This is a genomic window from Curtobacterium sp. MCSS17_011 (assembly GCF_003224275.1).
Classification (GTDB): Bacteria; Actinomycetota; Actinomycetes; order Actinomycetales; family Microbacteriaceae; genus Curtobacterium.
This window is the reverse complement of the sequence record NZ_QKLE01000004.1, coordinates 52,049-66,023: the sequence shown is the minus strand read 5'-3', so window position 1 is coordinate 66,023 and position 13,975 is coordinate 52,049. Positions and strand designations below refer to the sequence as shown.

The window sequence follows — 13,975 nt, the reverse complement described above, 5'->3', positions numbered from 1 at the left end:
TGGAAGATCTTCGGTAGCGCTCGGAGCGTGTTTGCTCTTCGTGGCAGCTCTTGCCTCGCCAGCAACGGCGGCACCGAACGTCGCGGAGCCAGTCGCCGACGCGGACGTGCACGAACAGGCACGGCAACTCGCTGACCTTTCGCACGCCTACGACTCGAATCAGGCCGGCGGGGGCAACACGGTCAACGGTGGGTTCGCGACGTCACCAGTTGCGTCCTTCCGCTGGAGCTACCGAGGCGTGACGATCGTCGTACCAGCGGGGTGCTTCCTCAACATGTCCGTTCGAGGTTCGGGGCTGCGGGTCACGGGGTCGACGACCGCGGTCGAGTGCTATGGCCTCGCTGCGGTCGTCCCGGGCATGTTCTGCAACTGGAGCGGCGTCTACCGTTTCAAGGACGTCAACGGGCGGCAGTACGCGCAGGAAACGACGTCGGTGCGTTCAGGCTGCGGACAAGCCGTCTTCAACATCCCCAGCGTCAAGAAGCACACGTTGCGTCCGGGGAGCATGTGCGTCGACTTCCGGAACAACGGCGAAGTACGTGGCCGAACGTGTATGGCGATCTACCGTTGACCGTTCCGGAGCGAGCAGCGCCGGCTCGTCTCCGCCGCGGGCTCAGCAGGGTGCTCGCAACGTGCGCGGTCTTGCTCGGCGTCGCTTGCGTCGTGCTCGTCGTCAATGGATGGCCGCTCTCGGTCGCAATGGGAGCAGCTGGCCTGAGTGCCTCGGGCTTTGCTGGCATGGTGCACCCGAAGAGCAGGACAGCACCCGTTGCGTTCCTGATCTGCGTCGCAGCGATCGGCGCCGCGCTCGTCCTCAACCAGGTACTCGCGTAGTCCGACCGCGCGACGACCGGTCCGTCCGCCGGACGGGAGGCACGGTGCGGGCCCGCACCGCGCCTCCCGCCCGCCCATGCGCTCATGCGTCCGTCCGTCCGTCCGTCCGTCCGTCCGATGGTCACCTCCGGCGCTTGTCGGACAGTGGACGCAAGGAGGTCGCGACACCGGACCGCGCCATGGCCGCACGAACCGTGCGCGCAGCAGTCGGATACCGGCGCGAGCACCACGACGACGCACGATTCCACCGCAGATGGGCAACTTTGCGTCCCCCGAACTTCCCTAGGCTCGAGACGATCCGGTAACGCGCACCACTCGTCCGCAGATGCGCGGCCGACACCAGTGACGGGAGGTTCGACATGTCCCAGTTCGTCCAGAAGACCTCGCAGGACGCCATCGTCGGAGAGCCTGAGGTCGTCGAGGACCACCTGTCCGTGCGTGCGATCGCCGCCCACCCCGCCTGGCTCCGACTCAAGCGCGCGGTGATCGCCCTGCAGGCGCTGCAGACACGGGACGGCTCCGTCCCCGAACCGTCCGACCACCCCGCTGCCGCCGGTCACGTCGCGGTGATCGTGCCGGCCGTCGCCGAGCTCGCGCCGCACTTCCCGCACGACGCCGCGTTCCTGCAGGTGCTGCAGCACGACTTCGCACGCTGGCAGGAGCACGGGTTCGGGGTCCCCGACTTCCTCGACTCGCTCACCGCGTTCCAGCCGCAGCAGCACCGCGTCGACGGGCTCGGCCACCTGGTCGTGTTCCCGATGGTCACGCAGAACGGCAGCACTTCACGGTTCGTCGAGGCCGTCCTGGTCGAGGTCATCTGGCCGGAGTTCATCGCCGAGCTCGAGGCCGGCGACCACGGCAACGCGTTGTTCGTCGCGCTGCGGTTCGTCGACTTCACCCCGGGGTACGACACGAACTCGGCGGTGCTGTTCCCCGAGACCGTCGCGATGCGCGAGATCCCGACGTTCACGTGGGGGGCGATCTTCCAGGACCGCGAGGCCGCCCGCTACCGCCGGGTCGTCCGTGCCGCCGCCGACGTCACCAAGCTCGAGCTGCCGGCCGAGGCCGCTGCGATGCTCGACGACCAGCAGCTGACCGAGCGGGTCTTCGTGATGTGGGACATCATCCACGACCGGTCGCACATGCGCGGGGACCTGCCCTTCGACCCGTTCATGATCAAGCAGCGGATGCCGTTCTTCCTCTACTCGCTCGAGGAGCTCCGCTGCGACCTGACCGCGTTCCGCGAGTCCGTGCGTCTGGAACGCCAGCTGTCCGCCGGACCCGACGCGGGCCTCCAGGATGCGCAGCGCGCCATCCGCGACCACGCGCGCCTGGTGCAGTACGCGGTCGTCTTCGACCGCATCTTCCGCTTCGCGATCACCGGCAGCCGCGTCCGCAACTACGACGGACTCGGCGGCCAGCTGCTGTTCGCCTGGATGCACCAGCACGGCGTCCTGCACTGGACGGACACGCAGTTGACGATCGACTGGCCCGAGGTACCGGACGTGATCATCGCCCTGAGCGACGAGATCAACGAGCTCTACCGGCGCTCGATCGACCGGCCGAAGTCGGCGCACTGGCTCGCCGCGTACGAGATGCTCACCCGCACACTCACGCCGCACCCGGCGTCGAAGTGGGCCCGCGGACTGCCGGACGAGACCCTCGCCGGGCCGCCGCGCGGCTACACCGATGCGGTGCTGGACGACGAGTTCCCGCTGTCGATGTTCTACGAGGCCCTCGACAAGAAGATGGCGACCGTCATCGCGTCCACGGCCGGCATCACCGGCACCACGGACGCCGAGCTCGTCGCCGAGGCCGCCGCGTGACCGACGCCTCGGTGGCCGGTCGCCTGGTACTGATCGCCGGTGCGACCAGTGCCAGCGGCGTGGCCGTCGCACGCGCACTCACCGCCGCCGGTGCGGCCGTCGTCGCGGTCGGCACCAGACCCGACGCCCTGGAGGCCCTGCGCGCGTCCGTCCCGGGCGTCACGGCCCGCACGTGCGACCTGTCGGACCTCGGTGCGGTCACCGCGTTGGCCGACGACGTCCACGCGGACGCCGGCCCCGTCGACGGACTGGTCCACCTGGTCGGCGGGTGGCGCGGCGGTGGCAGCATCGTCGGTCAGTCCGACGCGGACTGGGACTTCTTCGACCGCGCCTTCCGGACCCTGCGGAACACGACCCGGGTCTTCCACGACGACCTGGTGGCCTCCCCCGCCGGAAGACTCGCGTTCGTGTCGTCGACCGCGGTCGACTCCCCCACCGCCGGCGCCGCGAACTACGCGGCGGCGAAGGCCGCGTCCGACACCTGGGTCCGAGCCGTCGCGCAGGGCTTCCGGAAGGAGGCGCCGGAGACCGCCGCGGCTGCCGTGTTCGTCGTCGGCGCGCTGTCCGGCCTCGAAGCGCAGTTCGGCGCCGAGGCCGTCCGGCTCTGGGACACCCCACCGGCCGACGTCAACGGTGCCCGCATCCCGCTCACGGCGCCTGATCCCTCGAACCTAGGATGAACGAGTGACCCTCCGACTGCACGACCTGGACCTGCGGGGCTTCGCCTCGGACAACTACGCCGGCGTCCACCCCGAGATCCTCGCCGCCATCGCCGCGGCCAACGACGGCCACCAGATCGCCTACGGCGAGGACGTCTACACCGCACGTCTCAACGAGGTGATCCGCGAGCACTTCGGCGCGCAGGCCGAGGCGTTCCCGGTGTTCAACGGCACCGGCGCGAACGTCGTCGGCCTGCAGTCGATGCTGCCGCGGTGGGGAGCGGTCGTGTGCACCGCGACCGCGCACATCCACACCGACGAAGCCGGTGCGCCCGAGCGCGTCGCCGGCATCAAGCTCCTGCCGGTGGAGGCGCCCGACGGCAAGCTCACCCCCGAGCTCATCGACCGCGAGGCCTGGGGCTGGGGCGACGAGCACCGCGCCCAGCCGCTCGTCGTGTCGATCACGCAGACGACCGAGCTCGGCACCGCCTACACGGTGGACGAGGTCCGGACGATCGCCGACCACGTCCACTCCCTCGGCATGAAGCTGCACATGGACGGCGCCCGCATCTCGAACGCGGCGGCGTCCCTCGGGGTGCCCCTGCGCGACTTCACCACCGACGCCGGTGTCGACGTGCTGAGCTTCGGCGGCACGAAGAACGGCATGCTCTACGGCGAGGCGATCGTCGTGCTGAACCCCTCGGCGTCCGAGGGGTTGCACTACCTGCGCAAGATGAACATGCAGCTCTCGTCGAAGATGCGGTTCGTCTCCGCGCAGCTCATCGCCCTGCTCAGCGACGACCTGTACCTGCGTTCCGCCGGGCACGCCAACGCCATGGCCGCCCGACTGCGCGGTGCGCTGGAGGCCGGCATCGCCGACGGCAGCATCCGGGGCGTCGGCTTCAGCCAGCAGACCCAGGCGAACGGCGTCTTCGCGACCCTGCCCGCCGGGGTGGCCGATCGGCTGCGAAAGCACTTCCGGTTCTACGACTGGGACGCCAGCCGCAACGAGGTGCGGTGGATGTGCGCGTACGACACCTCGGAGCAGGACATCGACGACTTCGTCGCGGCCCTGACGCGGGAGCTCGACGCCGTGTGACGGCAAGGGTCATCCGAACGGGATGACCCGCACCACGATCGCCACCACGAGCATCGCCATGGCGACCACGGCGGCCCGCCACAGCACCTTCTTGTGGTGGTCGCCGAGGTTCACGTTCGCCAGCGACACCAGCAGCAGGATCGCGGGGACGAGCGGGCTCTGCATGTGCACCGGCTGCCCGACCACCGAGGCCCGCGCCATCTCGGCCGGCGTGATCCCGTACGCCGCGGCGCTCTCGGACAGCACCGGCAGGATCCCGAAGTAGAACGCGTCGTTGCTCATGAAGAACGTCAGCGGCATGCTCAGCACACCGGTGATGCCCGCCAGGTACGGGCCCATCGAGTCCGGGATCACCGCGACGAGCCAGTCGGCCATCGCCGCGACCATCCCGGTGCCGTCGAGCACCCCGATCAGCACCCCGGCGGCGAACACCATCGACACGACACCGACGATGCTCGGGGCGTGCGCGACGATCTGCGCGGTCTGCTGCTTGAGCTGCGGGAAGTTCACGAGCAGGGCGATCGCCGTGCCAATCATGAACACGAAGTGCAGCGGCAGGAGCCCCAGCACGAGCGCCACCATCACCGCGACGGTCAGCCCGAGGTTGAACCAGATGCGCTTCGGACGGAGCGTCGGACGGTTCGGGTCGAGCATCGTCTCGGCCATGGTGCCGGTGCCCGTGCTCTCGTCCCCCGACCCGACGCCGTCGACGCCCTCGCCGTCCGCACGCCGGCCGTCGGCCTTCCCACCGCGCAGTCCGAGCGCCACCGTGGGGCTGGTGAACATCCCGCCGCCGGTCCCGCCGACCGCCGCGAGCACCCGTGACCCCGCTCGGGCGTTCGCCCGCTCCGGCACCCGTGCACCCCGCGAGGCCTCGGTGAACTCGATCAGCCCGAGCCGCTTCCGCTCCCGCAGGCCCATCGTCCACGCGAACGTGAAGCACAGCAGCAGCCCCACCACGAGCGACGGCACGAGCGGCACGAAGATGTCCGTCGGGTCGATCTTCAGCGCGGCGGCGGCACGGGCGGTGGGACCGCCCCACGGCACGATGTTGAGCGTGCCGTTCGTCAGCCCGGCCACGCACGTCATCACGACCGGGCTCATGCCGAGCCTCAGGTAGATCGGCAGCATCGCCGCCGTGACCACGATGAACGTCGTCGAGCCGTCCCCGTCGAGCGACACCGCACCGGCCAGCAGGGCCGTCCCGAGCACGATCTTCGCGGGGTCGTTGCCGGTCACCCGCAGGATGAACCGCACGAGCGGGTCGAACAGGCCGACGTCGATCATCAGTCCGAAGTACATGATCGCGAACATCAGGAGCGCGGCCGTCGGTGCCAGCGTGCCGATCGCCTCGGTCACCATGTCGCCGAGTCCCAGACCCGCCCCCGCGAACAGTCCGAACACGGTCGGCACGATGATCAGCGCGAGCATGGGCGACATGCGCTTGGTCATGATCAGGACCATGAAGGTCAGGACCATCGCGTACCCGAGGATGACGAGCATCAGGACTCCTTCGTCCGTGTCTGGCAGTCCGGGCACGCTACGACCCGACCCGGAGGCGCGGCGCGCTTCTGCACATTGGCGCACCATCGCGCGTTGACCGCTTTCTGCGCATTGTGCGCAGGCAGGTCGGCTCACCCTCCGTACGCTGGGGTCGTGACCGACGACCGTTCACGGCGCCCCAGGCTCCGCTTCGCCACCGAGGTGCTCGCGCTGCAGCTCGCCGTGGTCGTCGCCGTCGTCGCCCTGACCAGTGCCGTGTTCGTCCGGATCGAGGTCACCCGGCTCGAGCGCGCTGCCGAGGGGACCGCACTCGCGATCGCACAGAGCGTCGCCGCGCAGTCCGACCTCCGGGCAGCGGTCGCCCGGCTCAGCGTCGACGGCACCGACCTCGACCCCGCGGTCCTCGCCGACGGACCCGTCCAGCGTGCGGCCGTCGCGGCCCAGCGCCGGACCGGGGCACTCTTCGTCGTGGTCACCGACGACCGGGGCATCCGGCTGGCCCACCCCGACACCGACCGGATCGGCGAGATGGTGAGCACCTCCCCCGACGCCGCACTCGCGGGCCGCGAGACCGTGTCCTGGGCGCGCGGCACGCTCGGTGAGTCGGCGCGGGCGAAGGTGCCCGTCTCCGCGCCCGCAGCCGGCGGGGCGGAGACGAGCCGGGCCTCCCGGCAGTCCGCCGTCGTCGGCGAGGTGAGCGTCGGCTTCAACCGGGCACGCGTCTACGACACCCTGGTCGAGGACAGCATGCCGGTGATCGGTGCCGGGCTGGCGGCGGTCCTGCTCGCGGTGATCGCCTCGATGCTGATCCGGCGGCGACTGGTGCGGCTGACGCTCGGGCTGCAGCCGGAGGAGCTCGTGACGCTCGTGCAGAACCAGCAGGCCGTGCTCGGCGGGGTCGGTGAAGGCGTCATCGCGATCGGCCCGTCGGGGGTCGTCACCGTCTGCAACCCCGAAGCCGTGCGACTGCTCGGGCTGGCCGATCCGGTCGGCCGTCCGGTGGCATCGCTCGACCTGCCCGCGCCGCTCGGGGCGATGCTCGCTGCGTCCCCCGCGGCTCCGGCGAGCGCCACGATCGTCGCGGGGCACCGGGTGCTGCTCGTCGACGTCCGCACCGTGTTCCGCGACGGACACGACCTGGGCCGGGTCGCGGTCCTGCGCGACCGCACCGACGTCGAGGCCCTGACCCGGCGGCTCGACGCCGTCGGGGCGATGAGCACGGCGCTCCGCGCGCAACGGCACGAGTTCGCGAACCGACTGCACGCGATCTCGGGCTTGCTCGACGTCGGTGAGACCGCGCGGGCGCGGGCGTACCTGGCGGACGTGCAGGAGCGCGGGCCGCTGCGCTACCCGGTGCAGCACGCCGACCGGTTGACCGAGCCGTACCTGCAGGCGTTCCTCGGGGCGAAGGGCGTCGAGGCCGCCGAGCGGGGCGTGCTGCTGCGGATCGGGGCGGAGACGCTCGTGCAGGGGACGATCACCGAGCCGGGCGACGTGACGACCGTGCTCGGCAACCTGGTGGACAACGCGGTGGCGGCGGCCCTCGGCGGGGACGAACCCACACGTGACGGGGGCTCCCCGTGGGTGGAGGTCGAGGTGCTCGACGACGGCACGACCCTGCACCTGTCGGTGATGGACTCCGGGCCGGGGGTGCCGGCCGGTGCCGCGGACTCGCTGTTCGTCCGCGGGCCGACGGCTGCTCCTGCGTCGGAGGACGTCTCGCAGGTGCACGGGCTCGGGATCGGACTGCCGTTGTCGCGGGAGATCGCCCGGCGGCGCGATGGCGACGTGTGGCTCGCCTCCCCCGGCGGCGGCGACCACGGCGCGGTGTTCTGCGCTCGGCTGGAAGGAGTGGTGTCGTGAGTTCCGTGTTCACCGTGCTGGTGGTCGACGACGACTTCCACGTCGCCGACCTGCACCGGCGGCAGGTCGACGAGGTACCGGGGTTCCGGGCGCTCGAACCCGTCGGGACCCTCGCGGCCGCTCGCTCCGCGCTGTCGAGCAGGACCGTGGACCTGGTGCTCGTCGACGTCTACCTGCCCGACGGCAGTGGCCTCGACCTGCTGCGGTCGATCGACACCGACGCCTTCGTGCTGAGCGCGGCGTCGGACTCCGGCACCGTGCGGCGGGCGATGCGGAGCGGGGCGCTCGCCTACCTGATCAAGCCGTTCGCAGCCGGGGTGCTGGCCGAGCGGCTGCAGGCGTACGCGCGGTCGCGGAACGTGCTCGACGAGCGGTCGACGCTCGATCAAGAGGCCGTCGAGCGGGCGTTCCGGATCCTGCACGCCGGCGACAGCGGTGGGGCGTCGCCGTCCCGGGCGGCCACGGCGGCGCTGGTGCTCGAGCAGCTCGTCGCGGGCGAGGAACGGTCGGCCGCCGAGGTGGCTGCGGCGATCGGGGTCTCGCGGGCGACGGCGCAGCGGTACCTGGCGCAGCTCACGGCGGACGGGATCGTGGCGATGCAGTTGCGGTACGGGGCTGCGGGGCGGCCGGAGCACCGGTACGTGCGGCGGTAGCGGCGGTCGGCGCCGGTGAGGCGGACGGGAGGCGCGGGGCGGGGCCGCACCGGGCCTCCAGTCCGTCAGGTGGTCACGCGACGATCTGCACCTGCGTGGGCACGTCGGTGACGGCGAACGCCGTTGATTCGCCGCCCACGTCGACGCGGTAGTCACCGCGGAAGCCGCGGACCTGCACCTGGCCGCGTTCGTCGGTGCGCAGCGCCGTCGGGCCGAGCCACCACTCCTCCTTGACCAGCCGGCGGAGCGCTTCGTAGGACGGCTTCGGCGTGCCGTCGGCGCGGACGAGTCCGATCGGGGCGCCGAGCCAGGCGCCGACGTCGGTGATCCCCCAGTAGGTGATCCCCTCGACGGAAGGGTGTCCCACGAGGCTCCGGTAGTGCCGCTCGAGGTCGTCGGCCTGGCGCGCCTCACCCTCGGGCGTCGACGGCCACGAGGCGACCTGGTGGTCGTTGAGGTCGATGATGTGCGCGGGCATGAGATCACCGGAGACGAGCGAGGTCTCGGTCAGGTGCAGCGGCAGGCCGTAGCGGGCGAACCGGTCGACCATCGCGAGCATCGTGTCCTCGCCCCAGTAGCCCTGGTGCATGTGGGTCTGCAGCCCGATGGCGTCGATCTGCACGCCGGCCTCGAGGACGCCCTCGATCAGGCACTCGTACGCACTCGACAGGTCGAAGTCGTTGAGCAGCAGGGTCGCGTGCGGGTTGGCGGCGCGGGCCTCCTCGAAGGCCATCCGGATCATCGGGATGCGGCCCTTGGCCCGGGCGAGCGGGGTGATCGCGTTGTCGCCGTTGTCGAACACGGGCATGATGACGACCTCGTTGATGGCGTCCCAGGTGTCGATCGCGCCGGCGAAGGTGGAGACCTCGCGGCGGATGCGCTCCCGTTGGAGCCGCTCGACCTCGTCCAGCGGGAGCCCCAGCAGCCAGTCGGGTTGCACGGTGTGCCAGACGAGCGGGTGACCCTTGAGGGCGATGCCGCGGTCGCGGAACCACTGCGCCGTCGTCAGGAGTCTGGCGGTGTCAGGGGCTCCGCGCTCGGGCTCGAAGCGGCCCCAGTAGAACGGGAGCGTCGCGGTGTTGAAGACGTCGGTGTAGAGGTCGGCGAGGTGCTCGGTGTCTGCTTCGTCCTGCGCTTCGGCGCTGGCACCGCCGGTCGCTTCGCCGGTCGCCTCGCCGGTCGCTTCGCCGTTGGCGAGTCCGATGAAGTCGAAGCCGATGTTGCCGAAGGCGAAGGCATGGCGGGTCTGCTCGACGGTGATGTCGGCATCGGGGACGGGTGCGCCGGTGGCATCGACGACCGTCAGGGTCGTCTCACCGAAGCGGTGCTCTGTTGCGTGCGTCATCGCGCGTCCTCCGACATCGTCGTCCGGGATTTGTTGTGCGCGCAAACATAGCAGCGGAAGGCGGCGGCGTCACGGGCGATCAAGCGCGGAGGCCCACGGACCTCGCTGCACGCCCCCGCTGAGCTCGCACCCGGACAGAGGAGCAGGCGGACCGTCCGACCCGACGGCCCGCCTGCTCCGGTCTCGCTACGCGACGACGACCACCCGGACGTCCCACGCCCCGAGCTCGAGCACGGCATCCGGGGCGAGTGCCGTGCCCTCGAACAGGTCCTCCGCGGCGACCGGCACCGCGTACGTGCTCGGTTCCCACGACCAGTTGTGGATGACGTGCACCGTCTCGCCACGACCGTTGACCGAGCTCGCGACCGACTGCGTGTCGGACTGCGGCTGCCAGCTCGGCGACCCGCTGCCCTGCGCGACCGCCCACTCCGTGATCGCTGCGGCGAGCGCCGGATCCGGGACGGTCCCGACGTAGGTGACCCGACCGGCTCCGTGCGACCGGGTGGTCACCGCCGCGAACCGACCGTGGTGCGGATGGTCGTACCCGACGAGCACGTCGGCGTCGTCGACGAGCAGGCCGTCCGCCCACCGGGTGGCCGTCGCCCCGGTCGGCACGGTGAACCCGTGCTCAGCGGCAGCGGCTCCGGCCGACACCGGGATGCGCCGGCCGAGGTTGCTGAACTCGTCGTAGTGCACGCCCGCGGGCACGTCGAGGAACGCGGGCTTCGGTTCGAGCCGCGCACGGGCTTCTTCGTCCTCGTACCCGGTGCGGATGCCGACGACCAGGTGGCCACCTGCCTCGGCGTAGGCGGCGAGCCACTGCAGCTGGGCGTCGGTCGCGATGGTGAACGCGGCAGCGACGAGCACCGGACGCTCCGCGGCGAAGGACGCCGGCTCATGGTCGAAGACCTGCGACGGGTGCACGGTGTTCGCCTGCAGTCCCGCATCGAAGACGCCTCGGGCGAAGGCGTCGTAGATCGTCTGCCACGAGCGCCGGTCGGGCTCCAGGCCGTCGCCGAGCGCCGGGTGCTCGTTCAGCGCCCACTTCGACTCGTTCGAGAACAGCAGGGCGACGTCGGCGTGCGGGCGGAGGCCGGCGACCCGGTCCCCGGCGTGCGCGAACTCCGCTCCGATCCGGGCGATCTCCTCGTACGTGCGACCGGGCTGCTGCGAGTGCGGCAGGACGCCACCCCAGTACGTCTCGACGCCGTAGTGCAGCGTGTGCCAGTGCCAGTACTCGATCATCGACGCGCCTCGGGACACGAGCGCCCAGGCGGCCTGGCGCCACTGCCCTTCGTAGGCCGGTTCGTTCATCCACGAGAACCCGATGGCCTGCGCGTTGGTCTCGGTGACCAGGAACGGTGCCTGCTTCGACCCGTACATGCGGTCGCCCGAGGCGAAGATCGACCAGGCACCGGACGAGGTCCAGAACTGTGCGGGTTCCTCGGCACTCGGCAGCTCGAGGGCGTCCTGCATCCGGTAGTACGGGTTGCCGGCGGTGACGTCGAGCGTCCGGGTGAGCACCTCGTCCTCGACGGTCGGCCGCTCGTAGGCGATGCACGTGGTCACGAACTGGTCCGGACGCGAGTACTCCCGCACGACCGATGCCTGCCAGGCGATGAAGTCCGTCGTGATCGAGGCCTGGAACCGGCGCCAGGCAAGGTCGTACTGCGGCTGCGCGTTGCCGTCCGGCGTCCACAGGTCCGCCCAGGTGGACAGCCGGTGGGACCAGTAGGTCAGGCCCCACTCCTCGTTCAGCCGCTCGACGCTGCCGTAGGTGTGGCGCAGGTGGTCGACGAAGCGTTGGAACACCTCGGGGTTCGCGATGAGCTCGTTGCCCGGTTCGTTGTCGACCTGGTAGCCGATCACGGCTGGGTGCTCGGCGTAGCGGGCGACGATCTTCCGGATGACCCGCTCGGAGTGGAACAGGAACGCCGGGTGGGCGTAGTCGATCTCCTGCCGGGCACCCCAGCCCATCGCCTCGCCGTCGGTGCGGCGGCGGACGTTGATCTCCGGCACGATGCGGGCGAGCCACATCGGCACGGCGTACGTGGGTGTACCGAGGATCACCCGGATGCCGTGTTCGTGGGCGGCGTCGAGCACCGGTGCGAGCCACTCCAGGTCGAAGCGGCCGTTCTCCGGCTCCCAGGTGCTCCAGACGGACTCACCGACGCGGATGACCGAGAAGCCGGCCTCCTGCATCAGGCGCATGTCCTCATCGAGCCGAGGGGTCGGCTGGTACTCGTGGTAGTAGGCGGCGCCGAAGAGGACGCGGTCGTGCTGCATGGTGCTGGGTGCTCCGTTCGAGAAGGATCGGTGGTGGGTGCGGGTGTCGGTCATCCCTTGACCGCCCCCGCGGTCAGCCCGTCGAGCAGCTGCTTGCGGAGGAGCAGGAACACGAGGATCGTCGGCACGCTCGCCAGCACGGCCCCGGCGAGCACCAGGTCGTACGACCGGTTCTCCGACGCGAAGATCGCGTTGAGGCCGAGGGGCAACGTGTACTGGCTCGAGTCGGACAGCAGGACCAACGGCCACTGGAAGGAGTTGTAGCTCTGCAGGAAGCTCCACACCGCCAGGGCGCCGAGCGACGGTCGGAGCAGCGGGAGTACGACCCGGCGGAACGTGCCGAACTCGGAGTTGCCGTCGATGCGGGCCGCCTCGATGAGTTCGTCGGGGATCGCCTGCACGATGAACTGCTGCATCATGAAGATGCCGAACGCCGGCGCCACCCACGGCACGACGAGCGAGAACCAGGGGTTCGTCAGCCCGGACTTCACCACCAGGATGAAGAGCGGCACGAGGATCACCGCGAACGGCACCGAGAGCGACGAGAACATCACGGCGAACAGGATCCGCTTGCCCCGGAACCGGAACTTCGCGAAGCCGTACCCGGCCATCGCGCAGACGAACACGGACACGACGGTCGCGATCAGGGCGGTGCCCACACTGATGCCGAACCAGGCCCAGAACGGCTGGGTGGCGAGCAGGTTCGTGTAGTTCTCCCCCGTCGCCGGACTCGGGATGAGCGTGGGTGGCGTCGCGAAGATGTCGCCACGCTGCTTGAACGAGCCGGAAAGCGCCCAGAGCAGCGGGAACACGAAGACCAGCAGCAGCGCCACGAGTGTGGCGTAGAGCAGGCCGCGGCGAGCGATCCAGCCCCTGGTGCGGGGCGGGCCGGACCGGGATGCCCGGCTTCCGGCGGTCGTGACGGCCCGGGTGTCCGGGCGGTCGGTGGTGGCGGTCATGCGTCCCTCCCGATGGCGAGTGCGCGGTTGAGGATCTGGCTGACGCCGAACACGATGACGAACAGCACGACACCGGCGGCTGCCGCGTACCCGAACTGCTGCCGTTCGAAGGCGGCGCGGTAGATGAACATGGCGACGGAGAGGGTGGCCTCGCCCGGTCCGCCCTTGGTGAGCAGGTAGGGCTCGTCGAACAGCTGCGCGGCACTGATGAAGCTCGTGACCACGACGAACGCCGTGACCGGACGGATCGCCGGGAGCGTCACGTTGGTGAACTTCCGGAACGTGCCGGCCCCGTCGAGCGACGCGGCCTCGTACTGCTCGGGCGACACGTTCTGCAGTGCCGCCAGGAAGAAGATCGTCAGGTACCCGACCGTCCGCCACAGGAGTACGAAGCCGATGGCGACCTTCGCGAGCGTCGGGTCACCGAGCCAGTCGGTGTTCGGCACCCCGAACAGCGCCTTGAGCGTGGCGTTGAGCAGGCCGTAGTTCGTGTCGAACACCAGGCTGTAGATGAGCGCGATGACGATCGGTGACAGCACCATCGGGATGAAGAACGTCACCCGGAACAGGTCGCGGGCGCGGAGCCCCTTGGCGTTTAGTGCCTGCGCGACCAGCAGCGAGCACGGCACGATGACGAACACGGCGATGAGCGTGTAGATCAGCGAGTTGACCAGAGCGGTACCGAAGCTGGTGTCCCGGAACAGGTTCGCGTAGTTGGACAGGCCGATCCAGTTCGGTGTGCCGAGGCCGACCCACTCGGTGAGTGACAGGTACACGGCGGCGAGCACCGGCACGATCATGAACAGCCCGTACAGCACGTAGAACGGTGCGATGAACAGGTAGGGCGCACTGCCCCCGTTCGTGTTCAGGCGTCGGCGCCGAACGGGCGGATCGGCCGTGGTGGTGGCGGACACCGGGATGCCGGTGGCAGTTGACGTGGACATCGAG

Annotated in this window: 11 protein-coding genes; 6 read left to right on the top strand and 5 right to left on the bottom strand. The window is 70.3% G+C overall.

What is annotated here, in order from left to right; all coding sequences use genetic code 11:
* The first annotated feature begins 31 nt into the window (after positions 1-31).
* The 4 genes from DEJ17_RS17495 (at position 32) to DEJ17_RS04105 (ending at position 4,418) form a co-directional block, all read left to right on the top strand.
* Positions 32-571 carry a hypothetical protein gene (locus tag DEJ17_RS17495; protein ID WP_146239615.1) on the top strand — a complete coding sequence of 180 codons (540 nt, stop codon included), beginning with the start codon at positions 32-34 and terminating at the stop codon, positions 569-571.
* 622 nt (positions 572-1,193) lie between these two features.
* Positions 1,194-2,660 (top strand): DUF6421 family protein, encoded by a 1,467-nt coding sequence (locus tag DEJ17_RS04115; RefSeq protein ID WP_110892203.1) that lies wholly within the window; start codon positions 1,194-1,196, stop codon positions 2,658-2,660.
* Positions 2,657-3,340, top strand: coding sequence for an SDR family NAD(P)-dependent oxidoreductase (locus tag DEJ17_RS04110; RefSeq protein WP_110892202.1), 684 nt, complete (start codon positions 2,657-2,659; stop codon positions 3,338-3,340). Before DEJ17_RS04115 ends, DEJ17_RS04110 begins: the two co-directional genes overlap by 4 nt.
* Positions 3,341-3,344: 4 nt before the next feature.
* Entirely contained in the window at positions 3,345-4,418 is a 1,074-nt protein-coding gene (locus DEJ17_RS04105) for a low specificity L-threonine aldolase (RefSeq protein ID WP_110892201.1), read from the top strand.
* Positions 4,419-4,427: 9 nt separating this feature from the next.
* On the opposite strand, the gene DEJ17_RS04100 is transcribed toward DEJ17_RS04105, so the two are convergent.
* Positions 4,428-5,921 carry a CitMHS family transporter gene (locus tag DEJ17_RS04100; protein WP_110892200.1) on the bottom strand — a complete coding sequence of 498 codons (1,494 nt, stop codon included), beginning with the start codon at positions 5,919-5,921 and terminating at the stop codon, positions 4,428-4,430.
* Between the two features lie 153 nt (positions 5,922-6,074).
* On the opposite strand from DEJ17_RS04100, the gene DEJ17_RS04095 reads away from it, so the two are divergent.
* Complete coding sequence (locus tag DEJ17_RS04095) at positions 6,075-7,784, top strand: sensor histidine kinase (RefSeq protein ID WP_110892199.1); 1,710 nt, start codon at positions 6,075-6,077, stop codon at positions 7,782-7,784.
* On the top strand, positions 7,781-8,437 hold the full coding sequence (locus DEJ17_RS04090) for a response regulator (RefSeq protein WP_110892198.1): 657 nt from the start codon (positions 7,781-7,783) through the stop codon (positions 8,435-8,437). The genes DEJ17_RS04095 and DEJ17_RS04090 overlap by 4 nt, the downstream gene beginning before the upstream one ends.
* Before the next feature lie 73 nt (positions 8,438-8,510).
* On the opposite strand, the gene DEJ17_RS04085 is transcribed toward DEJ17_RS04090, so the two are convergent.
* The 4 genes from DEJ17_RS04085 to DEJ17_RS04070 all read right to left on the bottom strand — a co-directional run bounded on the left by DEJ17_RS04085 (position 8,511) and on the right by DEJ17_RS04070 (position 13,971).
* Positions 8,511-9,782 (bottom strand): endo-1,4-beta-xylanase, encoded by a 1,272-nt coding sequence (locus DEJ17_RS04085; protein ID WP_110892197.1) that lies wholly within the window; start codon positions 9,780-9,782, stop codon positions 8,511-8,513.
* A 186-nt stretch (positions 9,783-9,968) separates the two neighbouring features.
* The gene (locus tag DEJ17_RS04080) at positions 9,969-12,122 is read right to left on the bottom strand and encodes a beta-galactosidase (protein ID WP_258366643.1); all 2,154 of its coding nucleotides are present in this window, start codon (positions 12,120-12,122) and stop codon (positions 9,969-9,971) included.
* Positions 12,119-13,027, bottom strand: a complete 909-nt coding sequence (locus tag DEJ17_RS04075; RefSeq protein ID WP_110892196.1) for a carbohydrate ABC transporter permease — start codon at positions 13,025-13,027, stop codon at positions 12,119-12,121. The genes DEJ17_RS04080 and DEJ17_RS04075 overlap by 4 nt, the downstream gene beginning before the upstream one ends.
* On the bottom strand, positions 13,024-13,971 hold the full coding sequence (locus DEJ17_RS04070) for a carbohydrate ABC transporter permease (RefSeq protein ID WP_110892195.1): 948 nt from the start codon (positions 13,969-13,971) through the stop codon (positions 13,024-13,026). Before DEJ17_RS04070 ends, DEJ17_RS04075 begins: the two co-directional genes overlap by 4 nt.
* Between the last annotated feature and the right edge of the window lie 4 nt (positions 13,972-13,975).

Bases quoted from the DNA above. Each gene is read 5' to 3' on its own strand.
- DEJ17_RS04075 (WP_110892196.1), bottom strand. From the start codon at position 13,027: ATGACCGCCACCACCGACCGCCCGGACACCCGGGCCGTCACGACCGCC.
- DEJ17_RS04100 (WP_110892200.1), bottom strand. From the start codon at position 5,921: ATGCTCGTCATCCTCGGGTACGCGATGGTCCTGACCTTCATGGTCCTG.
- DEJ17_RS04085 (WP_110892197.1), bottom strand. From the start codon at position 9,782: ATGACGCACGCAACAGAGCACCGCTTCGGTGAGACGACCCTGACGGTC.
- DEJ17_RS04115 (WP_110892203.1), top strand. From the start codon at position 1,194: ATGTCCCAGTTCGTCCAGAAGACCTCGCAGGACGCCATCGTCGGAGAG.
- DEJ17_RS04070 (WP_110892195.1), bottom strand. From the start codon at position 13,971: ATGTCCACGTCAACTGCCACCGGCATCCCGGTGTCCGCCACCACCACG.
- DEJ17_RS04080 (WP_258366643.1), bottom strand. From the start codon at position 12,122: ATGACCGACACCCGCACCCACCACCGATCCTTCTCGAACGGAGCACCC.